Consider the following 22083-nt stretch of genomic DNA (forward strand, 5'->3'; position numbering starts at 1 on the left):
GGCCGCGGCGCCCGCGCCTGCGCCCGCCGCGGCACCGCCGGCTCCGGTCAATCCGCCGACCAGTCCGCCCAGCAATCCGCCGCCAGCAGCGCCTCCCGCCGCACCGCCAGCCGTACCGCCGACGGCGCCGGTCACGCCGCCGAGCAGGCCTGTCACCGGAGCCAGCAGACCACCATTGGCGCCGCCAGTCGCGCCGCCCACGGCTCCGGTTACGCCACCCAGCAGACCCGTCACGGGCGCCAGCAGGCCACCCGTGCCGTTGGCGCCGCCGGTCAAGCCGCCCGTTACTCCGCCCAGGCCCAGACCGCCGGTGAGCGAGGCGACCGCGCCCGTGGCGTTGGCCAGCGTCGAACCCAGCGGATTGGCGTTGCCCGGCGTGGCATGCAGCAAACCGCCCGCGCTGGCGACAGCGCCGCCAAGTCCTTGCAGCACGCCGTTCAAGCCCGGCGTGCCGCCCGGCAACGCGCCGCCCAGATTCGTGACCGTGCCACCCAGACTGGTCAGCAGGCCGGCCACTGGCGCGCCCAGTTTGGTTGCATCGCCCACTTGCTGCGTCAGGCCCGTGACCTTGCCGGCCAGCGGACTGGCGGTGGGATCGAGCGCGCCGCCCACCCCGGCCAGCACCGGCTGCAGGCCCAGCGGCAGCACGTTGTCGACCGTCTTGCCGACGTTGCCCAGCGCGGGCTCGAGCAGCGGGGTGGTGGGGCCGCCAAGCACCCCGCCGGTCACACCGCCCACCACCTGGGTGATGGGCTGCAACAGGCCGCCCTGGCCTGACAGCGCTCCGGTCAAGGCGCCTACCGCGCCGGTGGCGTTGCCCAGCACGGTCGTCAGGGGATTCGGATTGTTGGGATTCGCGTTCAGCAGGCCGCCTGTGCTGGCCACGGTCTTGCCCAGGCCGTCCACCAGGCCGCCCACGCCGGCACCCAGGCCCCCGGGCAGTCCTGAGCCTTTGACGTTGCCGCCCAGGTCGCTGACCAGGCCGCCTACCTGTCGGACGATGCCGTCGGCCGGCTGCCCCAGACCGGTAGTCGCGCCGATCTGCTGGGTCAGGCCGACGACGGTGTCGGCGACCGGCTTGATCGTGGGATCCAGCGCCTTGCCCACGCCGCTCAAGGTCGTGTCCAGATTGAGGGGCAGGGTGTTGTCGAGCGCCGCGCCGGTATTGCCCAACGTGGTTTCCAGCAGGCCGCTCACGCGCGGCGGGTTGGTGCCGCCGCCAGGATCGGTGCCGCCTCCGGGGTCAGTGCCGCCGGGGTTGGTCCCGCCGCCGGGGTTGGTCCCGCCACCGGGATTGGTACCACCGCCCGGGTCGGTGCCGCCGCCAGGGTTGGTACCGCCGCCGGGGTTCAGACCGCCGCCGGGATCCAGGCCGCCACCGCCAGGATTGGTCGGAATGTCCGTCCCGGGCAGGCCCGCGGTTTTCTTTCCGCCGCCGCCACCGCCGCAGGCGGCCAGGGCGCTTACCAGCGCGGTGGCAAGGACGGTGGCGGTCAGGACGCGTTGCAGGCGGCGCGTGTCGGAATGGGTATGCATGGCGAGCTCCTTTGGTTGGAAGAGTCAGGCGTCGAAACAACCCGATACGCTTCCTCATGCACAAACCATGCCAAGATTTTTCAGACCCGCTTCAAGACGCCTGCTTCGGTAAATTCTGAGAAAATAAATCGCTTCATTATCAATGGGATATGGCGGTGATTAAGGGTTTTCCTTAAATCTGGAAAATCCTCACTTTTGCGATCGCCAGGAGCCTGCGAATGTTACGGAAAGCCGCCCATTCGACGTAACGTTACGGCGGGCGTTACGTAACGCCGGTGGCGTCACCCAAGAAAAAACGCCCGTCATGGCGGGCGTTCATCGGCTTGTCGGGCGCGCTGTTCAGGACGGCTAGAACGCGTCGTAAAACAGCGAATAGTTGGCGTTGAAGCGCACGTCGCGGTTGTCGTTCACGGTGGCCGATCCCACCGGCTTGGCCACGTTGAAATCGAACAGATAGTATTTGTCGTCGGTAAAGCGCAAGCCGAGAGCCACGGAAGACAGGTGCCGCTGGTTCAAAGTCTGCAGGTCCTTGTTGTTGTACCAAGTGCGTGCGTAGTCGACCAGGGCGTAGGGCTGCACGCTGGAAAGGTATTCCCAGCCCACGCCGAAGCGGCGATTGATTTCCGCCGATACGCCGACGCCCTTGTCGCCGCTCTGGTCGCCCTGCGGATAGCCCATGGCGTAACGCCAGCTACCGTACGAGATCTGTTCGGACGACGGCAGGATATTGCTGGAGTACTGCGCCGCACCCGAGAAAACCAGGCCGATCTGGGCGGGCAGCACGAAGGTCTGCCTGGCGTTGAGGTTGTAGCGGGTGAAGTCCAGGTCGAGCAGCGGAGTGGCGGAATAACCATAGTTGGTCGCGATGTCCTTCTTTGCCCCCGCCGCGTCGAACCCCTTGGCCACGCTCAACGTGACGTCGGTGGCCTTGGTCTCGGACACCTGGATGTAGCGCATTTCGGCGGTCGCCGCACGCACCTGCGCATCCTGCTGCAGCCACCGGTCGGTGCTGTGGGCCTCGTACCGGTCCTTCGAATTGGCCGCGTATACGCCCAGCGTTCCCGTCAGCGATCGGGTGTTGTTCAACAGGAACGGATAGCTCACGCCAACCCCGATGCGGTCGTTCTTCACGCGGCGTTCGAAGCCCAGCATTTCGATCGCGTCGTCCTGGGGCCGGGCGTCGTAGTGGTAGCCGTCGATCTTGATCGCCAGGCCGTCCGCACCAATCGGCACGCGGATTTCACCCGACACGTACTTCACGTCATCGGTATTGAAGGGCACCGAGGCTGTCAGCTTCACTTGCTCGCCCAGGGGCGTCAGGCTGTTGGTCGCCAGGTTCACGATGGGCTGCATGCCGGTGCCCAGGTCTGCGATGCCGCCGGTCAGGCTGACGGGCTGGCGGCTGGCCGCCAGCACCAGTTCGGTCGCGCCGTCCGCGCGGCGCGGCAAATCCAGGCTGGGCGTGAACTTGACGCCGGGCACGGTGCGCATCAGGTTCAACTGACGTTCCAGCGTGGCCTGCTTGAGCGGCCTTTCTTCCTGCATCGGCGCGGCCAGCGCTTCAAGCCGGTCCTGCGCATTGCCGATGTCGCCTTCGATCCGCACGTTGGCGATGTAGCCCTCGACCACTGTCACTACCACCAGGCCGTTGGCAAAGGTCTGGTTCTGCAGCAGCGCGAAGGAAAGCGGAAAGCCCTTGTCGCGGTAGAGCTGCGTGATCTTGTCGACTTCCTGGACCAGCTCGCCCAGGCTGATTTCCTTGCCAGCCAGAGGGCTGAGCAATCCGGACACTTCCTCGAATGGAATGGCGCGCACGCCGCTGACGTCGAAATTGCGCGGCACGATGCGTTGAGCCAGCCGGGCCTGCAAGGCCAGTTGTTCTGGCGTTGCGGTCTGGACGTAGGGCGGGGGTTGCGTTGCCGAGGGCGGACGCTCCAGCCGCGGCATGGCGTCCACCGGGTTGCCGCGTAGCGGGCCTTCCGCCCTGGCCTGAGAGCTGGCCGCCAATATGCACAAGAGGGCGAGGCAAATCGGACTCGCCGGAAACATGCGTCTCTTGCCTTTTTCGTCTCTCATTTCCGCTGGCGCTTCTGAACGGATAGCTGATCCCGATCGAGTATCGGATGGAAAAGGGCTGCAACAGTGTTAGGAAAAAGTTGCATTTGCCGGTGCGCATATGGTGCCAGCAATCCCGGCAGAATGACAATTAATTTCAAATTCCGCCTCCCTCGGCTCATCGCGTCGACATTATTTCGGAATATTCTTCCGTTGCGGAAACTATTTTCGGGCCAAGATAACCGCCGTTCAGCCGGATTTAATAATGTTTTCGAAAACTTAGGAGCGTTCGTTACACATCTTATGTCGCAATATAGCGAAATTCAGTGAAAACCCTGATGTGTATGATTTGGCAATATATAAACTAAAGATACGTATCAAAAATACGCAAAATGTGTGGCCCGCCCGGAGGTCAAGATGGCTGGGGATTACCGCAAGAATTGCTGCAACTGCCTGACGGCCGCGTATTGCCGTCATGGCTCGCCACAAACGGGGCATTCATGAGCCCGGGCGATATCGTTCCGCTTTCATTCAATGGCGGTCTGGTGGCGCTTTCGTTCCTGATCGCCGCCTTGGGTTCGTATGTGGCCCTGCTGGCCGCAGCCGGTATTCGGGCAGAAACCCAGGACGGCGAAATCCGCATCGGCTATATCGTCATCGGCGCGGTGGCGATGGGCGGCGTGGGTATCTGGAGCATGCATTTCATCGGCATGCTGGCGCAGAACCTGCCGTTTGAAGTGGGTTACCAGGTCGGCCTGACGATACTCAGTTTCGTGGTTGCCGCAGGATTTTCCGGCTGGGCGTTCTGGTATGTCGGCCGCGAACGCTTTACCTTTCTCCGCTGTCTGGTCGGCGGTTGCGCGGCGGGGTTTGGCGTGGCCTCCATGCATTATGTCGGCATGAGCGCGGCGCGCATGCCGGCGGTATTGCTCTGGAACCTGCCGCTGGTGGTTTTGTCGGTGCTGATCGCCGTCATCGCGGCTACCGCGGCCTTGTGGCTTGCCTTCAATACCCAGAATGAACGCCAGCGCATCGGCGCAGCCGTTTTGATGGCCATCGCGGTTTGCGGCATGCACTACACCGGCGCGGCCGCCGGCGCCGTCATCTGCACGACCCAGAATGACGCCGTCGGCCTGCATATCGGCGGCGCCAAGCTGCCATACATCGCTTTCGCGCTCTCGATCGTCACCTTGTTCCTCATGCGTTGGCATTTGCAGCGCGCTTCCGAACGCTTTCGCGCGCGCACGGCGCAGCGCATCGACTCGATCATTGAATCGGCACCTGGCGCGGCTCCGGACAGATTGCCCGGAGCCACGCCAGGGCCGGGTTAGCTGGACCCTGGACGCGCGCCGCGGGAATCACGGCGGCGCGCAGGCAGTTCCAGGCTTTAGGGGGCCCTGCTTCTTGAAGAATGTTGAAGAACGGCCCCAGTCATCAATCGAGACCCATGGAGCTCGACATGAAAGCGACACTTGCGCAGTTCTGGAATGACGAAGACGGCATCACCGCCCTGGAGTACGGGCTGATCGCGGGAATGGTGGCGGTCGCCCTCATTGTCGCAGTGGGGGCGTTTACCGGGTCCTTGAAGGGCATGTTCGAGGAACTTGGCACCAAGCTGGACAACGCCAAGACCGGTACCACCACCCCGCCTCCGACCTGAGCCGCAACCCGTTCGCGCCGTGGCGGCGGTGAGTCGCTTGCCGCCGCGGCGCGTGCCCGCAACATCGCATCACTTGATTGAAGGAGTCCGCGCCGATCCGGCGCGCCCGTTGTCGCATTCGTTTTTTCAGAAGGTCTTAGCCTTGTATCCAGGGGTAGTGCTGTGGTGGCTGTTGTTCACATGCTGGATTCTGGCGCTGATCCACGCCGATCTGCGCTATCGCCGCGTCCCCAACCGGCTGATCATCGCGGGACTTGCGGGCCAATTGCTATGGCTGCTGGCGGCCTTGCTGGCGCCTGGCTGGGCCTATCCGCCGCGATGGTCGGGATGGTGGATGGCGCTGGCCGGCTTTTTGGTCGCGGCGCCATTCCTGCCCTTGTGGCGCAGGCGTCTCATGGGAGCAGGGGATATCAAGGCCATCGCCGTGCTCGGACTGCTGCTGGGCTTCGCGCCGCTGATGGTGACGCTGGCGCTGGCCAGCGTGCTGGCCGGCCTGCATGGCCTGCTGTATCTGGCGGTGTCCCGGGTCTGGGCGCTGAGCAACCGGGCGCGGCAGATCCCCTATGCCGCGTATCTGGGCCTCGCCGCCGGCATCGCGGTTCTTATTCCGTGGAGTTCGCCTTGGTATTCGTGGTGTTCTTCCTGGTGTTTTACGGGATCCTGACGTATTCCCTGGTGGTCGCCGCGCAGCATTCCGTGACCTTGGCCGCGCAGGATGGCGCGCGCAAGGTCCTGCAGTGGCAGGCGGGTTCCGCGTCGCTGACGGCGCGAGCCGACGCCGGCCGCGATTCCGCGCTGTACCAGGCGGAGTGGATCAGCACGATGTCCGCCGCGCCGGTCCAGGTGGCGGTCTGCGGCAGCGCGGGCGCGCTCAGCAGCGCGGCCGGCGGCGCCTGCAGCGGCATGCCGTTGGCGCAGGACCAGATCGAAGTCACCGTGTCCTACGCCTATGGCGCCCATCCGCTCATCCCCTCGGTGCCGCTGCTGCAGGCGGCGTTGATGCCGGCCTCCAGCGTGCTGAGTGCGCGCGCCACGGTGCATCTGGGCAATGCCCTGGGCGGGGGAGGCTGAGATGCGAGCCTGCGTGCAACTCCCTGCCGGCCAGACTTCACGCAAGCGCCAGCGCGGCATCGCGGCGTTGGAGTTTTCGCTGACGCTCACCTTGCTGCTGCTCTTCATCTGCGGCGTGGTTGGATTCGGCGCGCTGTTCTGGATGCAGCAGCAGTTGGCCGCCGCCGCGGCCGACGGCGCGCGCGCCGCGGTCTACGCCCGTTTCAGTGGTCAGGCCGATGTGCCTGCGGCGGCCTGCCTGGCGGCGATGGGCACCTTTTCCGCCGGCTCGGCGGTGCTGTGCAGCACCACGCGCGCGCCGTGTGCATGGGCTGGGGCGGGCGGCAGGCCAGCCGATTGCGCCACCGTCGCCATGACCTACAACACGCAGTCCTGGCCGCTATTGGAGACCGTGCGAGGGCTGATCACGGCGTTGCCGGGCACGAACCGGAACTGGATACCCAACAGATTGCATTCGCAGGCCGTCGTGCAGATATCGCAGGGGACACCATGAGCAGTCTGAGCAAGATCATCGCGGGCATGTTGCTGGTGGCGGGCCTGGTGCTGGCCTTCGTGGCCTGGCGGCTGGCCTCGGCGCCCGCGAGTCCCCCGGCCAGCGTGGCGCCTGCGCCTGTCGCGGCGACGCGGGCGGAACCGCTCAAACTCCATCCGGTGGTGGTGGCGCGAGAGCCGATTCCGGCCGGTTCGCGCATCGACAGCGCAAGAATGCTGACGGTGGCGCAGTGGCAGGTTGCACTGTCCGGCGGGTTTGCCGACGTCGCTCCGCTGGAGGGCGCGGTGACGAAGGTCGACATCGCCGCAGGCGATCCGATAGTGCCCAGCCTGCTGACGCAGGGCCTGGCGCGCCAGCTCAAACCGGGCGAACGCGCGGTCGCCATCGCGGTGGACGAAGTGATCGGCGGCGGCAATCGCATCGTTCCCGGCGACATGGTGGACGTGTTCTTCATGATCGAGAAAAGCGCCGAAGTGGCCGTCGGCCAGGCCCGCCTGCTGCAGTCGCAGGTGCGCGTGCTGGCGTATGGCAAGGCGACGGTGGAAGGGCCGGACGAAAAGTCGGCGCTGCAACAGGGCGGTCCCGGCCAGCCGGCGCGCACCGCGGTGCTGGCCGTGCCGGTCGATCGCGTCAACGAGTTGATGCTGGCCAGCCGCGCCGGGCGCCTGCAGTTGGCTTTGCGCCCGGTGGGCGATGACAGCATGCCCGACGCGCAGTTGTTCGCCCAGCGCGGCACGGTGCTGCCGGTGCGGGCCGACTTGACCCCTGCGCAGCGCGAATCGCTGCTGACGGGACCGAACCGCGCCTATGCCGGCGAGAGCCTGGTGCAACTGGACGGCACGACGGCCGCGGCGCTGGCGCCCGCCGCCCGCGCCGCCGGCCGGCCCCAGGGTTCCGGCGGCGGCAGGACTGTGGAAATCATCCGAGGAGAGAAATCCGAGCGCGTGCGCTATTGAACGGGGCTGCGGGCGGACCAGGCGCTGGCCGCAGCCGGACTTATTCCATCATCGGGTCCAGCACTATGAAGAAACATCAGCGCACCACCATGATTTGCCTGCTGTCGGGCGCGGCAGCGATGATGCATGGCGCCCTAGGCCTGGCACAGACCGCAGCGCCCGCGGCAGGCGCGAATGCGCCGGCCCGCGACATCTCGATGGCGGTGAAGGGACAGCAGACCCTCATGCTGGATGGCGGCGCGCCCACGCGCATCGCCATCGGCGACCCGGATGTGGCGGACGTGAAGGTATTGCCCGCTTCCGGCAAGCGCGCGGGCTCAGTACTGCTCTATGGCAAGAAGCCCGGCACCACGCAATTGCAGGTCTGGTCCGGCAACAATGCGGCGCCGCAGATATGGAACGTCCGCGTCGGCGGGAGCGTGCAGGGCGCGTTGGCGAGCCGCGGCCTGGGCGGCGGCGCCAACGTGGACATCGCCGACGGCCATGCCGTGGTGTCGGGCCACGCCGAATCGCAGCTGGGGCAGATCGCGTCAGCCACCATGGCAGCATCCGCCGTGGGCGGGGAAAAGAATGTGGTGGACATGTCCACCGCAGGCGCCGGCGGCGTGGTGCAGGTGGAAGTGAAGGTCGTGGAAGTGTCGCGCTCGGTGATGAAGGCGGCCGGCATCAGCTTCACGGCCAGCAACGGCCCCTGGAGCGGCGGCAGCTCCACGATGCCCGCCAGTCTGGGCGGCGCGCTGGCTTCGGGTTTCTCGCTGTTCTACGACTCCAACAACTTTGCGGCGCGGCTGCGCCTGCTGCAGACCAATGGCATGGCGCGCGTCCTGGCCGAGCCGACCCTGGTGGCCCTGACCGGGCAGAGCGCCAGTTTCCTGGCCGGCGGCGAGCTGCCGATTCCGCAGGCCGGCGGCCTGGGCACGGTCAATGTGACCTTCAAGCCCTTCGGCATCGGCCTGACCGTCACGCCGACCGTGCTCTCGCGCGACCGCATCTCGCTGAAGGTCGCGCCCGAGGCCAGCGAACTCGACTACACCAACGGCATCGCCATCAATACCAGCGCGGACACCAGCACCATCATTCCCGCGTTGCGTACGCGCCGCGCTGATACCACGGTGGAACTGGGCGATGGCGAAAGCTTCGTGATCAGCGGCCTGGTATCGCGCCAGACCAAGGCCATGGTCAACAAGGTGCCCATGCTGGGCGACCTGCCCATCATCGGCGCGTTCTTTCGCAGCGTTGATTACTCCCAGGAGGACACCGAGCTGGTCATCGTCGTGACGCCGCGCCTGGTGCGCCCCATCGCGCGCGGCGTGGCCCTGCCGCTGCCGGGAGCCAAGCAGGAACAGACGGACACGGCATTCAACGCTTGGGGCTATTACCTGACCGGCCCGGTGGGCGGCCAGCAGATGCCGGGCTTTTCACGGTGAGCAATATGAAGACACATGCCAGCGAATGGGTGGGCCTGCAAAACGGCACGCGGTTCCTGTTCTGCTCCCAGGGCAACGCGGTTGCGGCGCAGTTGGGACAGGCTTTGGGCGACCTGGGGATGCTGACCCAGGAATCGCCGCGCATAGAGGAACTGGCGCGGCGCCTGACGGAGATCGCGCCGCAGGTGGTGTTCCTGGACTTCACCCTGAGCGACGACGAGCCTGGCAAACTGTTCAAGTCCGCCGAACTGGCGCGCTTGCTGGCCCGCATTGCGCCGACGTTGCCGCGCGTGGCGGTGGGCTTCCTGAGCCAGCCGGAAGGGGCGATCGCCGCCTTGCGGGCAGGCGTCAGCGATTTTGTCGATCCCTCGGTGGCGCCGCAGGAAATCAAGGAAGTGGTGCAGCGCCTGCTCGACCGGCAGTCCGATGGCCGCATGGACGGCACGCGCCGCAGCGTCGTGCTGCTGGGCGCGCGTCCGGGCGTGGGCGCCAGCACCCTGGCCGTGCATCTGGCGGGCATGGTGCAGGACCGCCTGAAGCTTGCGCACGGCCAGCGCGCCGCTGCCTTGGGAGCCAAGGCGGCCAAGCCTTCCGGCGAACCGCTGCCCTTGTCCAGCCGCGTGGCGCTGATGGACCTGGGCTGGCCCGTGGGCGATTGCCAGCTCTATCTGAATATCGGCGGCGACTTCGATTTCGCCGAGGCGGCCCGCAACCTGCGCCGCCTCGACTCGACGCTGCTGGGATCGGCCATGGCGCATACGGCCAACGGCTTGAGCGTGCTGTCGCTGCCGCGAGACCTGGGCCAGATGCGTGACGTGTCGCAGTCGGATTCGCTGCTGGTGTTCGAGCGCATGCGCCAGCACTTCTCGGTCGTGGTGGCCGATGCGGGCGGTTTCAGCAATCCCGAATTCGTGTCGGGGTTGGCGCGCGCCTCGCAGCTGAACTGGATCGTGACCGACCAGAGCGTCGGCGCGCTGGTGTCGCTGGCCGGCGTACTGCAGGAGCTGGAGCAGCAGCACGTGGACCGGCGCAGCCTGGGCCTGATCGTCAACCGCTATGACGAACGCTACGGCATGACGGCGCAGCAGATCGCCGAACGCTTCCAGCTGGAACTGGTGGGCACGCTGCCGGACCGCACGCTGCCCTTGATGGTGTGCACGAACCGGGGCCATCTGCTGCACGAAGAGGCCGAACGCGATGTCTACGTGCGCGCGGTGCAGGCGCTGGCGGAACGCCTGTGCGCCGAAGAGAACTCGCCTGGCGGGCGGGCAGGCTGGCTGGCCACCTGGCTGCCCGGCGTGCACCGCCGCATGGTGGTCGGTTGACGGACAGACAGACGGACGGCTACGGGATCCGACATGATCATGACAGCGACGATAGAGTTCGGCGGCGATGGCGACAAAGGCTTTTCGGCGTCGGACCGCTACCAGGAAGTGAAGACGGCGGCGTACGAGCACCTGCTGTCCCGCATCGAGGAGCTGGGTGCGGAGTTCGGCCGCTGGGCCAGGTCGGCGATCCAGGAATTCGTGGACATCGAGGTCGCGAGCTTCGTACGCCTGCGCCGGGTGCCGATCAACGAAGGGGAAATGCGCGCCATTGCCGAAGCGCTGACCAAGGAACTGGCCGGCCTGGGCCCCCTGGAGGATCTGCTGGCGGACCCGGCCGTGGAGGACATCCTGATCAACGGCTATGACAATGTCTTCGTCTCGCGCCGCGGCGTGCTGGCCCGCGAGACGCTGCGCTTCACCGACAATCAGCATGTGCTGCGCATCGTGCGCCGCATCCTGGCGCCGATCGGCCGGCGGCTCGACGAATCCAGCCCCATGGTGGACGCGCGCCTGCCCGACGGCGGCCGCCTGAACGTGGTGATCGAACCATTGGCGGTCGACGGCCCCATGGTGTCGATCCGCAAGTTCCGCCAGGACCCGCTCAAGCCGGCGGACCTGCTGACCTTGGGCAGCTTCGATGAAGAGATCTACCGGCTGCTGAACGAGGCCGTGAAGAACCGCTGCAACATCCTGGTGTCCGGCGGCACCAGTTCGGGCAAGACTTCGCTGCTGAACGCGCTGGCGTTCTTCATTCCGGAAACGGAACGCGTGGTGACGGTGGAGGACACCGCCGAACTGTCGCTCAACCATCCCCACGTGGTGCGGCTGGAGTCGCGTCAGGGCGGCTTTGACGGCAGCGGCGCCGTCAGCATCCGCGAGCTGATCCGCAACAGCCTGCGCATGCGGCCGGACCGCGTGGTGGTGGGCGAAGTGCGCGGCGCCGAGGTCATGGACATGCTGCAGGCCATGAACACCGGACACGAGGGATCCATGGCGACCATCCATGCGAACTCCCCGCGCGAATGCCTGTACCGGATCGAGATGCTGGCCGGCTTCGCCGGATTCCAGGGCAGCGAGGACAGCCTGCGCAGGCAGATCGCCAGCGCGCTGGACTTCATCGTGCAGATCGGCCGCCTGTCCAACGGCAAGCGCCGCGTGCTGTCGGTGACCGAGATCACGGGCATGGGCGACAACGTGATCTCCACCCAGGAACTCTATCGCCACGAATCCTACGCAACGCAGGATGGCGAGGAGAAAGATCGCTGGAACTGGCTGGGCATTCATCCTCACACGCCCAAGCTGGCCAAGCTGCGCAACGAGGCGCGCGCCAGCGACAACCCGCCGGACGATCGCGATGGCGGGGGCGGCGGATTCTGGAGCAGGAGGCGCTGATGCAGGAAGCCCTGGCGCTTGCGAGCCTGGCCGTGGTGCTGGCCATAGGAGCGGTGCTGCTGTGGCGCCATGCCGACCGCCGCGCCCGCCGGGCGGCCAGTTCCGCCTTTCTGGAGAGCCAGCTGCAGCGGGGCCGCGACGAGGCCGCCGCCGACGCGCCTTTCGCTGAGAACACACGTGAGTTCCGCAGCGGGTTTTCCGGTTGGGACCGCTTGCTGCGCCTGGCCGGCCTGCGGCAAAGCGCCGGCTTGTATGTGCGCATCGCGCTTCCCGTCGTGGTCGGCGCGGCGCTGGCATGGACATTCCTGGGGGCGCTTTCCGGCGCGGTGACCCTGCTGCTGCTGGCGGTGTTCGCCTACTTCCTGCTGTGGCTGAAGGCCGACAAGCGCCAGCGGCGCATGATCTCGCAGCTGCCTGCGTTCCTGGACAACATCGTGCGCCTGCTCACCATCGGCAACAGCATGGGCGCCGCGTTCCAGACGGCCGCCGCCGCTGCCGACGAACCTTTGCGCGAAGTGGTGGAGACGGCGGCCGGCCTTAGCCGCTCCAAGGAACTCGACGCGGCCCTGGCGCACGTGTCGCGCCTGTATGGGCTGAAGGAGCTGTACATGGTGGCGGCGGTGGTGTCGCTGGCCCTGCGCTTCGGCGGCCGCAGCGACCAGGTGCTGGAACGCATGGCGGCCTTCATGCGCGACGTGGCGCAGGCGCGAAATGAACTGACCGCCAGTTCGGCCGAGGTCCGCTTGTCGGCCTGGATTCTGGCCTTGCTGCCGGTGGGCATCGCGGGCTTCATCATCGTCGCCAACAACAACTTGTTCATGGGCCTGTGGCAGGACCCGCAAGGCTTCAGGATGCTGCTGACCGCGGTCTGCCTGCAGATCGGCGGCTGCTATTGGCTCTATCGCATGGCCAAGGCCATTTGACCGGAGGGGCGCCATGCAAATCCTGCAATCCTGGAACGCTTCCACCGTGCTGGCGATGGCGCTGATGCTGGTGGCGGCTGGCCTGGTGGTGCTGGGCCTGGGCATGGCGCGGCGCCTGCGCAGCCAGGGCCGCAGTCGCCAGGTGGTGGATCAGGCGCTGGCCGCGCGCGACGGCGCGAGGGCGTCGGCGGCCGCGCGCAGCGAAGGCGGGCAGGGCAGGCTGGCGGCGGCCGCGCGGGCGGCCGACACGTTCGGCAAGCGCCTGAGCGAAGGCCGGCTGGCCGATGCGCTGCTGGCCGCCGAGGACCGCAAGCTGGTGGACATGGCCGGCTATGCCAACCCCGGCACCGCGCGTTCGCGCTTCGTCCTGATCCGGCTTGGCCTGGCGATCCTGCTGCCCGTGGCGGCGGTCATGCTGGACTGGCACAAGCATCTTCCGGATATGCCGCTGGGCGCTTTTGTCGTGGCCTTCGTGGCTTTCGCTGTCGGCTACATGCTGCCGAAATGGATCGTGCAGCGGCGCCTGGCGCGCCGTCGCAGGCAAGCGGCCGATGAGTTGCCCTTGCTGATTGACCTGTTGCGCCTGTTGCAGGGCGTGGGCCTGTCGATCGACCAGAGCCTGCAGGTGCTGGTCAAGGAGTTCGGCCAGGTGCTGCCGGTGCTGTCATTCGAATTGCGGCTGGCGTCCGAGCTCTATGTGCGTGGCCGCACGCGCGAACAATCGCTGGCCAGGATGGCCACGGGCTTCGACAACGACGACCTGTCCGCCATCTGCCGCCTGATCGCGCAGGTGGACCAGCACGGCGGCGCGGTGCAGGAGCCCTTGAACCGCTTCGGCGAACGCCTGCGCGACAAGCGGCGCCTGGAACTGAAGGAGAAGGTGGGCAAGACCACGGTCAAGATGACCGGGGTCATGATCGTGACGCTATTGCCCGCGCTGTTGATCGTGACGGGCGGGGCTGGGTTCATCGCGGTGTTGCGCGGTTTGTCGCGCATGGGGGGGATGTAATGAACGGCGCAACGGAAAGCAGCTCGCGCGCATGGCGCTGCGTGCTTGTCGTCACGGTGCTGGCGGCGGGCGCGGGTTTGAGCGGATGCAAGACCAACAACGCGGAATCCGCCTGGCAACTGATCCAGCAACAGCAGCAGGAGCAGGCGCTGTTGCGGCAGAAGGAGGACGAGGCCCAGAGCAAGAGCCGGCCCAAGGAACCCGAGATGATGCTGTCCATGATCGTCGAGGCGCAACGCCAGGAACGCTATTTCGCGTCGCTCGCGTACATCGACGGCTATCAGCAGAAGTACGGCAACGACGCGCGCGTGGCCGTGCTCCGCGCCGAGGCGCTGCGCCAGACCGGGCAGGCGGCGCTGAGCGAACAGGCCTATCGCGCGCTTACCGCCACCGACCAGGCGGCCGAGGGCTGGCACGGCCTGGGTCTGATCGCCGGTTCGCGCGGGCAGTTCGACCAGGCGGCCGATTATTTTTCGCGGGCGGCCAAGCTGGCTCCCATGGACGCGCGCATCCTGGGCGACCTGGGCTATGCGCGCCTGCGCGCGGGCGATCCGGCGGGCGCGCGCGTGCCGCTGGGGCAGGCGGCCGAACTGACGCCGGAAAGCGGCAAGGTGCTGGCGAACCTGGCGGTGTTGCTGCTGGTCGAGGGCGATCCGCTCAAGGCGCAGCGCCTGATGGAGCGGGCGCAACTGAATGAAGAGGCGCGCGGACAGGTGCTGCGCCTGGCCGCCGAGATCCGCGGCCAGCTGGCCCCGGCGGCGGGCGCTTCCTATGCGCCTGCCACCCGGGTGTCCAGCGGCGAACAGGCCGTCATGCCGTTGATGAGCCCCTTGATGGACGGCTTGGGTAACGGACCCATCGTGCGCTAACCCCGTTTTGAGGAAGACTGCCATGTCCCATTCGACCCAGCACGCCTTGTTCATCGTGGCCTGCGCGCTTGCGGCGCTGGCGCCCGCGGCCGTCCTGGCGCAATCCAATGCGCCGTTGACGGGCAGCATGTCGGGCGCCGCGGGCAGCGCGCCGTCCGCTCAGGCGCCTGCCGCCGTGTCGGCGCCGGAACCTGTGTCCGCCATGCCGGAGCGGGCCGTGGTGCAGCAGGTGCAGACTCCGCTGCCGCAGGCGCCCGCCGCCGCGCCTGCGGCGCAAGAAGGCTTTGGCGACGTGACGCGCGGGCTGCTGGCGGCGCAGGCCGACGGGCGGCGCGCTGGCAATGCCTTGCCCGTGCTGGGGCCGGTGTCTACCGCCGCCTGGAACCGCTATCTGGAGAGCTTCAAGCATCCCATTCCCGTGTGGTTCGACCGGAATGTGGAAATTCCCAACGTCCAATAGGTTCCGGGCGTTGGTATTCCCCGCCGCATGCGGGTATGGAGTCGCAAGAGCATGTCAGCCGGCCGTCCACATCCTTCCTCGCCGTCGCGTCAACGCGGCAGCATGACCGTCGCCGTCGTCTTCGCGGTGCTGGTGGGGGTGGTGTTGCTCGGCGTGCTGCAGCTTGGCTACGGCTTCTACATGAAGCGCGAAATGCAGAAGGCGGCGGACCTGGCGGCGCTGTCGGCCGTCCAGGTGCTGAGCCTGGGCTCCAGCGCGGATTGCGCCCGGGCCGCCGCCGCTGGCCGCGCTTCCGCCCTGGCCAATGTGCCGAACATCCTGGATGCGTTCACGGCCGCCGATTTCACGGTGGAATGCAAGGTGTGGGATCCGACGCGGTCCGACCCCTCCGGCATGCACGTCTTCGACGCGGCGGGCGGGCAGGCCTATAACGCAGTGCGGGTAGCGGCGCGCAAGCAACTGGCCAATCTTATCCCTGGCGTGGGCGGCGTCACGGCGTCGGTGGCGGCGGTGGCGACCAACACCCAACCCGTGGCGACCTTCACAGTGGGGTCGCGGCTATTGCGCCTGGAACGCGGCGGCCTGCTGTCGCAGCTGCTGGCCACGGTGGGGGCGTCGCCTACGCAACTGGACGTGCTGGACGCCGCCGGCCTGGCCAATGTCGGCATTACGCCGGCCGGCCTGCTGGAGGCGCTGGGCCTGCCGCTGTCGGTGGCTGCGGGCGTGGGCACGCCCGAGCAATTGACGGCGCTGAGCAACCTAACCCTGGGTCAGCTCTTGCGCGCCACGCTAAGCGTCATCGACAAGCAGAGAACCGCCAACGCCGATGTCGGATTGTTGAGCGAAGCCATCAACACGGTGTTGGACTTGATGCCGCTGAACCTGCCTGTGAAGCTGTTCGGCGATGGCGGCGTGCTGAATCTGAACCTGGTGGGCGGCGACCCCACCGCTGCCTTGCAGGCCCAGGTCAACGCGCTGAACATCCTGGAAACCGGACTGGCCATCGCCAACGGCAGCAACCTGATCAATCTGGGGCTGAGCGTGCCGCTGCTGGGCCTGGACGCCCGGGTGCGCATCGTCGAGCCGCCTGCCGTGGGCGTGGGCGGTGTCGGCGCGCAAGCCATCAGCGCCGGCATACGCGTGTATCTGCGCGTCAACACCAGCAACATCCCGCTGGTCGGGCCCTTGCTGGCCAACACCCTGAATACCAAGGTGGATCTGCCCATCATCATCGACGTGGCGCAATCCACAGGTACGCTGCGCAAGCTGTGCGAAGCGCCGCTGGCCGAGAACCAGGCGATGATCGATGTGACGTCGGCTGCGGCCAGCGTCTGTCTGGGCCGCTTCCCCGGCATGGCGTCAGCCACCGACCCGAGCGCCGCGAATTTCCAGTCGCTCACGAACCGCTGCGAGCCCAGCGCATTCGGCGCCATAGGACGGCATCAGGTCTTGAACGTACTGGGCATATTGCCGCTTACCGCCCGGGTCACGCTGCCGGTGTTCAGTTCCTCGGCGCCCGTGTCGGTGACGCTCACTGCGCCGCCATCGCCCAACGCCACCACCACCGTCAATGCCACCAACGTGGACCTGTCCAAGCTGGCCTCCAACCTGACGGACGCGCTGATCGGGGGCATCCTGGGGGATTTGTTCAACACCGGCACCCCGCTGACCGAAACGCAACGCACAGAGCTGGCGACGCAGTTGGTGGGCGGAGACAAGAACAACGCCGGCAAGACCATCTCCAAGGTCGTCAACGACATGCAGTGGTCCAAGACGGCGATGGACCAGCTCGGGGCGCGCCTGACCACGGGTGGCTTGACGGGGGTGTTGGGCGGCACGCTGCAACTGGTTGGCGGCATCCTGAACTCGCTCTTGTTGGCCCCCCTCAGCGACGTGACCTGCGCGCTGGCGCTGGTGCCGGACGCGATCCGGCAGTGCCGCGTCAACGCCGTCGGCGCGCTGGCCTTGAACGGCAGCGGGCAGGTGGGCGGCGTGCTGTCGGTCGTCATGGTGCTGCTGGATCCTTTGCTGAGTTCGTTGTCCGTGGCGTTGCAGCAACTGCTTAATGTGCTGGGCCTGAGCGTGGGCCAGACCGACGTAGCGCTGATTTCCGTGGATTGCGGCAAACCCCGCCTGGTGTATTGATGATGAAGCCTCTGACCCCTGTCCTTTCCATCCCCGCATGGTCCAAGCGATGAGCCAGAATTTCGCGCGCGAAGAATTCGACGTGTACGTCTGGGAAGGCACCTCCGACATTGCCAGCCGCGCCGAGCGTTGCCTGGCGGGCATGGACGTGTCGCTGCTGCGGGCGGACGCCGGCACCGCGTTTCCGCCGCCCCGCGACCTGGCGCGGCCCGCGGTGGCCCTGGTGTCGGTGTCGGTGATGGGCGACAAGCGCTTCAGCGGCTACGACTGGCTGGCGGCCCAAGGCCTGCCGGTCATCTGGGTCGCCGCGGAAGCGCGCGGACGCGACCCGCGCTACTACCCGCCGGAATACTCCTACACGCTGCCGCTGACCTTCACCACCGCGGACCTGCGCAAGCTGTTGTATGAGCTGCTGGGCACGCTGAATCAACTCAATCGCGCCGCGCCCCGGCGCGAGCAGCCGCTGATTGCCGTCTCCGCGACCATGCGGGACCTGCTGGCGGAAGTGGACATGTATGCAGACTGCCGCAGCAACGTGCTGATCCATGGTGAAACCGGCGTGGGCAAGGAACGCATTGCGCGCCTGCTGCATGAGCAGGCCGCCTGGTTCGACGGCCCCTTCGTGGCGGTCAACTGCGGCGCCATTCCGGAGGGCCTGTTCGAGGCGCATTTCTTCGGCCATGCCAAGGGCGCATTCACCGGCGCGATCGGCGCGCACAAGGGGTATTTCGAGCAGGCCAGCGGCGGCACGCTGTTCCTGGACGAAATCGGCGACCTGCCGCTGTACCAGCAGGTCAAGCTCTTGCGCGTTCTGGAGCAGAACACGGTGACGCGGCTGGGCTCGACCGTGGAAGTGCCGGTGGACTTCCGCCTGGTCGCCGCGACCAACAAGGATTTGCGCGTGCTGGTGGGGCAGGACGAGTTCCGCGCGGACCTGTATTACCGGCTGGCGGTGATCGAACTGCGCATACCCAACCTGGAGCAGCGCGGCCCGCAGGAGAAGGCGGCGATCTTCCGCGCCTTGCTGCAACGCCTGGGCGTGGAGGACGAACCGCCGCAGTGGTTGCTGGAGCGCGTCTCGCGCACGCGCTACGAGGGCAATGTGCGTGAACTGTCCAACGTGGCCGAGCGCGTCGCGATCGTGCGGCGGCAGCTCCAGGCCTGGGACCCGCCGCGCATCGAACGCATCTTCGACCAATTGGCCGAGCCGCTGCACTCTGCTCCAGCCTCGGCCGCCGCGAGGGTCGAGCCCGCCGCTTTCACCGATGCCGAGCGCGCAGAACGCGAGCGCGTGCTGGCGGCGCTGGACGCCAACGGCTGGCGCCGTCAGGATACCGCCCACACCTTGGGCATCAGCCGCAAGGTGTTGTGGGAAAAAATGCGCAAGCTGCAACTCGGGACGGGCCAGGGCGAACCCGCCGATGGTCTCGCCGAGACGACGATGTGAACACGCAATAGGTAATGCCCCGTAGTGGGCGACAGTTGCGGAGCCGGCGCATGTAAGCGGGTCTGTCCCGGCCGAAATAAATTGCTATAGTTCCGCAACGATTTTTTTGGGGAAGGCATGAACGTCCAATTTATCCGTGGCGCCGCCCGCATGGCGCTGTTGGGCACGGCCCTGTCCGGCCTGGCCGCTTGCGCCAGCGCACAATCCGAAGCGCCCCGGGCCACGGTTAAACAGGTCGAGGACACGCAGGCGGCCTCCACGCCCGTGACTCCCCCCGCGCCGCCGCCCGCCGCGCGTCCGGCATCCACGCTGTCGGAGCTGCAAGGCCTGATCCAAAGCCGCCAGGTGTCGGAGCTGCGTACTGCCTATAACGGCACCTACGGCGCCAGCCTGCTGTTCAAGCCGGACGACCTGACCTATTACGTTGCCTTGTTCCAGCAGAAGGATTTCTGGCGCGTGGTGAAGAGCAAGTCGGACAAGCAGGCCGAAGCCACCTACCGCGCCTTCGTCGCCCAATCCGCCGAGCTGGCCGAAGTGGATATCAAGCGCATCAAGATGCAGGCTGAATACGCGCACGCCGAGAAGCTGCTGGCCAGCCGCAGCGCCGAACTGAGCACCCTGCAGGCCGATCGCGCGGTGCGCCTGCAGCAGGAAGAGCAGGTCGCGGCCCGCCAGGAACAGTCGCGCCAGGAAGCCACGGCGCTGGCTGACCAGCAGAAGGACGTGCGCCAGCAATTGCGCGATCTGCAACGCCAGATCGACGCCTTGCAGGCGCAGCAGGCGCAAGTGGGGAACCCGGCGGCCCAGAACCGCGGCAAGTAACCCTCAGGGCAGGCTGAGTAGCGGGCCTGCGGGCCCGCTTTGTCTTGGCCGGCCGTGAATAGGCATTGCGCACGCAGGGGCTAAGCGCCTGCCCTGGGGCGCTTTCTTGTATTCTGGGAGTTGCACCCCATATAGACGCCATGGCACTTAAAGTTTTCGACCTCCAGTGCGAACACAGCCACATTTTCGAGGGCTGGTTCGGTTCGCACGAAGACTATGACGCGCAGCAGGCGCGTGGCCTGGTCACGTGCCCGGTTTGCGGTTCGGCCAGCATCACCAAGCGGCTGTCCGCGCCGCGCCTGAACGTCGCCCACCTGCACGCGCCAGCCGCCCAGCCGCCGGCGTTGCCGGCCAACGCGTCCGACGCGGAAAAAATGGCCGCATTGCAGGCAGTCGTCATGCGCCAGGTGCGCGCCTTGCTGCGCAACACCGAAAACGTCGGGCCGCGCTTCGCCGAAGAGGCGCGCCGCATCCACGAAGGCGATGCCGACGACCGTCCCATCCGCGGCACGGCAACGCCGGAAGAGCGCGAATCGCTGGCTGAGGATGGCATCGACGTCATGGCGGTGCCGGATTTCCTGGACGACGAGCGCCTGCAGTAGTGTCTGCACGCGCCGCGGCAATAAAAAAGCCAGACCCGAAGGTCTGGCTTTTTCTTGCCTGCTTGCCGGATCAGTTGTTGACGCGGCTGCGGTATTCGTTCGTGCGGGTGTCGATTTCGATCTTGTCGCCGATGGCGCAGAACAGCGGCACGTTCAGTTCGTAGCCGGTGTTGATCTTGGCGGGCTTGGTCACCTTGCCCGAGGTATCGCCACGCACGGCGGGTTCGGTGTAGGTGATTTCGCGCACGAGCGTCGTGGGCAGTTCAACCGAAATGGCGCGGCCGTCGTAGAAGACCACTTCCACGGGCATCGCTTCTTCCAGGTAGTTCAGGGCGTCGCCCATGCTTTCGGCTTCGATTTCGTACTGGTTGTACTCTTCGTCCATGAAGACGTACATCGGGTCGCCGAAGTAGGAGTAGGTGCACTCCTTGCGGTCGAGCTGGACGACTTCGAACTTTTCGTCGGCCTTGTAGACCGATTCGCTGGCCGAGGCGGTCAACAGGTTCTTGAACTTCAGCTTCACAACAGCGGCGTTACGGCCCGACTTGTTGTATTCGGCTTTCTGGACCACGAGGGGATCCTTGCCGACCATGACCACGTTGCCGACTCGCAATTCCTGAGCGGTTTTCATCGATAAAACTCCGGGGGTGATGGGTGCACTCGCCGTGCTTGCAAAAAGCCGCCGCAGCTATAGCTTCTAGCGGCTTCGTGCACACCCCGGGAGGCGTCATAGTTGAGGCCCGACAAATACAGGGCGCTCGGAAAACTCTCTATTCTAACGTTTCTTGGCCAAGTCTGCGCAAAAATCAGCCAGATTTTCGGCAAGATCCGGTAGCGCGGCCTGGCTTGCGTCCCAGGCCCGCGCGGCGGCGGCCCAGTCCCCCCAGGCGGCTGGCGCCAGGGCGGCAGACAGCGCCGCAGCGGTTGCGCCCGTTTCCGGCTCGTTCCAGGCCCGGATCAGCGTCTGGGCGATTTCCGGGGCCGGATAGCGCGCCAGCCACGCTTCCAGTTTCTCCAGATGCACGTTTTCGTCCTGGGGATAGATCTGCCAGACCAGCGGGCGCGCGGCCCAGGCGGCGCGGACGAAGGAATCCTCGCCCCGCACGAAATTCAGGTCGCAGCACCACAGCAGACGGTCGAAATCCGGCTGCGCCACGAAGGGCAGCCGGGCCACCGCCGGCGCGCCCGGCGCCGCACAGGCGGCTTCCAGCCCGGGGGCCACGCCTTCGGGGGCAAGCAGCAGGGTGGGCCGCGGATCCGCCGCCAGAGCCTCGGCCAGCGCCGTTATCGGCGCCGTCGGATAGCAAAACAGGGACACGGTGCGCGCGCCGTCGCGGCGGCGCAACAGCAGGTCCTGTGGCACGCCCAGCGACCGCAGGAAGGCTTCCTGGTCTTGCGGCGATGCCTGCAGGGCGTCGCGCTCCGCCGACAGGCCCGGCTCGCGCAGCAGTCCGCCGGTGGCGCTGGTGAAGCCGGGAAAGAAAAAGTGCTTGACCAGCCCGTCCGGCCGCTGCGAGGGCAGGCCGTGGCAGCTTTCCACCCAGGACTCGGCGCTCAGGTATTCCAGGTTGACCCAGGCCGGATGCTCACGCCGCATGCTCTCCAGGAATGCCTCGGGGGGATCGCAGGCGAATGCCTCGATCACCACATCGCGCGCGGCGAGCCCCGGATCCGGGGATTCGGTCCAGTGCACGATGTCGATGCCCGCCAGTTGCTGGCGCGGGCTATCCGTGGCGATCCCGGGCTGGATGCGGGCGAAGCTGGCCAGGTCGTCGACCCACAGGCGCACATCCCAGCCGCGGCCGTGCGCCAACCGGCGCGCCAGCCGCCAGCAGACGCCGATGTCGCCATAGTTGTCGACGACCCGGCAGAAGATGTCCGCTTGCAT

21 protein-coding genes are annotated in these 22083 nt (G+C 66.8%); 17 read left to right on the forward strand and 4 right to left on the reverse strand.

Going from position 1 to position 22083, the window contains the following annotated elements; genetic code table 11:
- On the reverse strand, positions 1 to 1536 hold a 1536-nt coding region (locus HV766_RS20905; RefSeq protein WP_175181771.1), incomplete at its 3' end, for a collagen-like triple helix repeat-containing protein.
- Between the two features lie 348 nt (positions 1537 to 1884).
- Complete coding sequence (locus tag HV766_RS20910) at positions 1885 to 3483, reverse strand: ShlB/FhaC/HecB family hemolysin secretion/activation protein (protein ID WP_370126546.1); 1599 nt, start codon at positions 3481 to 3483, stop codon at positions 1885 to 1887.
- Positions 3484 to 4091: 608 nt separating this feature from the next.
- Here HV766_RS20910 and HV766_RS20915 point away from each other — a divergent pair.
- The 17 genes from HV766_RS20915 to HV766_RS20995 all read left to right on the forward strand — a co-directional run bounded on the left by HV766_RS20915 (position 4092) and on the right by HV766_RS20995 (position 20195).
- Positions 4092 to 4922: an MHYT domain-containing protein gene (locus tag HV766_RS20915; protein ID WP_175181772.1), complete on the forward strand. Its 831-nt coding sequence runs from the start codon at positions 4092 to 4094 to the stop codon at positions 4920 to 4922.
- Positions 4923 to 5050: 128 nt separating this feature from the next.
- Positions 5051 to 5251: a Flp family type IVb pilin gene (locus tag HV766_RS20920; RefSeq protein ID WP_054453678.1), complete on the forward strand. Its 201-nt coding sequence runs from the start codon at positions 5051 to 5053 to the stop codon at positions 5249 to 5251.
- A gap of 142 nt (positions 5252 to 5393) precedes the next feature.
- Positions 5394 to 5915: an A24 family peptidase gene (locus tag HV766_RS20925; RefSeq protein WP_082400946.1), complete on the forward strand. Its 522-nt coding sequence runs from the start codon at positions 5394 to 5396 to the stop codon at positions 5913 to 5915.
- A complete protein-coding gene (locus tag HV766_RS20930) occupies positions 5861 to 6322 on the forward strand; it encodes a TadE/TadG family type IV pilus assembly protein (protein ID WP_082400878.1) in 462 nt (153 codons plus the stop codon). The genes HV766_RS20925 and HV766_RS20930 overlap by 55 nt, the downstream gene beginning before the upstream one ends.
- Positions 6323 to 6335: 13 nt before the next feature.
- The gene (locus tag HV766_RS20935; RefSeq protein WP_254593341.1) at positions 6336 to 6815 is read left to right on the forward strand and encodes a TadE/TadG family type IV pilus assembly protein; all 480 of its coding nucleotides are present in this window, start codon (positions 6336 to 6338) and stop codon (positions 6813 to 6815) included.
- Positions 6812 to 7771, forward strand: coding sequence for a Flp pilus assembly protein CpaB (cpaB, locus tag HV766_RS20940; protein ID WP_175164481.1), 960 nt, complete (start codon positions 6812 to 6814; stop codon positions 7769 to 7771). Before HV766_RS20935 ends, cpaB begins: the two co-directional genes overlap by 4 nt.
- Before the next feature lie 65 nt (positions 7772 to 7836).
- The gene (locus tag HV766_RS20945; RefSeq protein WP_119450017.1) at positions 7837 to 9198 is read left to right on the forward strand and encodes a type II and III secretion system protein family protein; all 1362 of its coding nucleotides are present in this window, start codon (positions 7837 to 7839) and stop codon (positions 9196 to 9198) included.
- Positions 9195 to 10523 carry a MinD/ParA family protein gene (locus HV766_RS20950; RefSeq protein WP_054453015.1) on the forward strand — a complete coding sequence of 443 codons (1329 nt, stop codon included), beginning with the start codon at positions 9195 to 9197 and terminating at the stop codon, positions 10521 to 10523. The genes HV766_RS20945 and HV766_RS20950 overlap by 4 nt, the downstream gene beginning before the upstream one ends.
- Before the next feature lie 33 nt (positions 10524 to 10556).
- Entirely contained in the window at positions 10557 to 11918 is a 1362-nt protein-coding gene (locus HV766_RS20955) for a TadA family conjugal transfer-associated ATPase (RefSeq protein ID WP_054453013.1), read from the forward strand.
- Entirely contained in the window at positions 11918 to 12841 is a 924-nt protein-coding gene (locus HV766_RS20960) for a type II secretion system F family protein (RefSeq protein WP_054453011.1), read from the forward strand. The genes HV766_RS20955 and HV766_RS20960 overlap by 1 nt, the downstream gene beginning before the upstream one ends.
- Positions 12842 to 12854: 13 nt before the next feature.
- A complete protein-coding gene (locus tag HV766_RS20965) occupies positions 12855 to 13850 on the forward strand; it encodes a type II secretion system F family protein (protein WP_175181773.1) in 996 nt (331 codons plus the stop codon).
- Positions 13850 to 14719: a tetratricopeptide repeat protein gene (locus tag HV766_RS20970; RefSeq protein WP_054453006.1), complete on the forward strand. Its 870-nt coding sequence runs from the start codon at positions 13850 to 13852 to the stop codon at positions 14717 to 14719. The genes HV766_RS20965 and HV766_RS20970 overlap by 1 nt, the downstream gene beginning before the upstream one ends.
- Before the next feature lie 22 nt (positions 14720 to 14741).
- On the forward strand, positions 14742 to 15179 hold the full coding sequence (locus HV766_RS20975) for a DUF3613 domain-containing protein (protein WP_175181774.1): 438 nt from the start codon (positions 14742 to 14744) through the stop codon (positions 15177 to 15179).
- A 102-nt stretch (positions 15180 to 15281) separates the two neighbouring features.
- Positions 15282 to 17324 (forward strand): pilus assembly protein TadG-related protein, encoded by a 2043-nt coding sequence (locus HV766_RS20980; protein ID WP_175181775.1) that lies wholly within the window; start codon positions 15282 to 15284, stop codon positions 17322 to 17324.
- Between the two features lie 49 nt (positions 17325 to 17373).
- Entirely contained in the window at positions 17374 to 18771 is a 1398-nt protein-coding gene (locus HV766_RS20985) for a sigma 54-interacting transcriptional regulator (RefSeq protein WP_054453672.1), read from the forward strand.
- A gap of 117 nt (positions 18772 to 18888) precedes the next feature.
- Positions 18889 to 19593, forward strand: coding sequence for a DUF2968 domain-containing protein (locus tag HV766_RS20990; protein ID WP_054453001.1), 705 nt, complete (start codon positions 18889 to 18891; stop codon positions 19591 to 19593).
- A gap of 140 nt (positions 19594 to 19733) precedes the next feature.
- A complete protein-coding gene (locus tag HV766_RS20995; RefSeq protein WP_054452999.1) occupies positions 19734 to 20195 on the forward strand; it encodes a DUF1178 family protein in 462 nt (153 codons plus the stop codon).
- A 70-nt stretch (positions 20196 to 20265) separates the two neighbouring features.
- Here the strand turns inward: HV766_RS20995 and efp are convergent, their stop codons facing one another.
- Together efp and earP are read right to left on the reverse strand one after the other, a co-directional pair.
- Entirely contained in the window at positions 20266 to 20826 is a 561-nt protein-coding gene (gene efp / locus HV766_RS21000) for an elongation factor P (RefSeq protein WP_006225610.1), read from the reverse strand.
- A gap of 144 nt (positions 20827 to 20970) precedes the next feature.
- Complete coding sequence (gene earP, locus HV766_RS21005) at positions 20971 to 22083, reverse strand: elongation factor P maturation arginine rhamnosyltransferase EarP (protein WP_175181776.1); 1113 nt, start codon at positions 22081 to 22083, stop codon at positions 20971 to 20973.

The sequence above is a fragment of the Achromobacter aegrifaciens genome, assembly GCF_902859735.1.
GTDB classification, from domain to species: domain Bacteria; phylum Pseudomonadota; class Gammaproteobacteria; order Burkholderiales; family Burkholderiaceae_B; genus Achromobacter; species Achromobacter aegrifaciens.

Excerpts from the sequence above, each read along its gene's own strand:
- HV766_RS20910 (WP_370126546.1), bottom strand. The coding sequence starts at position 3,483 with ATGCCGCGGCTGGAGCGTCCGCCCTCGGCAACGCAACCCCCGCCCTAC.
- HV766_RS20915 (WP_175181772.1), top strand. The coding sequence starts at position 4,092 with ATGAGCCCGGGCGATATCGTTCCGCTTTCATTCAATGGCGGTCTGGTG.
- HV766_RS20920 (WP_054453678.1), top strand. The coding sequence starts at position 5,051 with ATGAAAGCGACACTTGCGCAGTTCTGGAATGACGAAGACGGCATCACC.
- cpaB (WP_175164481.1), top strand. The coding sequence starts at position 6,812 with ATGAGCAGTCTGAGCAAGATCATCGCGGGCATGTTGCTGGTGGCGGGC.
- HV766_RS20945 (WP_119450017.1), top strand. The coding sequence starts at position 7,837 with ATGAAGAAACATCAGCGCACCACCATGATTTGCCTGCTGTCGGGCGCG.
- HV766_RS20955 (WP_054453013.1), top strand. The coding sequence starts at position 10,557 with ATGATCATGACAGCGACGATAGAGTTCGGCGGCGATGGCGACAAAGGC.
- HV766_RS20960 (WP_054453011.1), top strand. The coding sequence starts at position 11,918 with ATGCAGGAAGCCCTGGCGCTTGCGAGCCTGGCCGTGGTGCTGGCCATA.
- HV766_RS20965 (WP_175181773.1), top strand. The coding sequence starts at position 12,855 with ATGCAAATCCTGCAATCCTGGAACGCTTCCACCGTGCTGGCGATGGCG.
- HV766_RS20970 (WP_054453006.1), top strand. The coding sequence starts at position 13,850 with ATGAACGGCGCAACGGAAAGCAGCTCGCGCGCATGGCGCTGCGTGCTT.
- HV766_RS20975 (WP_175181774.1), top strand. The coding sequence starts at position 14,742 with ATGTCCCATTCGACCCAGCACGCCTTGTTCATCGTGGCCTGCGCGCTT.
- HV766_RS20980 (WP_175181775.1), top strand. The coding sequence starts at position 15,282 with ATGACCGTCGCCGTCGTCTTCGCGGTGCTGGTGGGGGTGGTGTTGCTC.
- HV766_RS20985 (WP_054453672.1), top strand. The coding sequence starts at position 17,374 with ATGAGCCAGAATTTCGCGCGCGAAGAATTCGACGTGTACGTCTGGGAA.
- HV766_RS20990 (WP_054453001.1), top strand. The coding sequence starts at position 18,889 with ATGAACGTCCAATTTATCCGTGGCGCCGCCCGCATGGCGCTGTTGGGC.
- HV766_RS20995 (WP_054452999.1), top strand. The coding sequence starts at position 19,734 with ATGGCACTTAAAGTTTTCGACCTCCAGTGCGAACACAGCCACATTTTC.
- efp (WP_006225610.1), bottom strand. The coding sequence starts at position 20,826 with ATGAAAACCGCTCAGGAATTGCGAGTCGGCAACGTGGTCATGGTCGGC.
- earP (WP_175181776.1), bottom strand. The coding sequence starts at position 22,083 with ATGCAAGCGGACATCTTCTGCCGGGTCGTCGACAACTATGGCGACATC.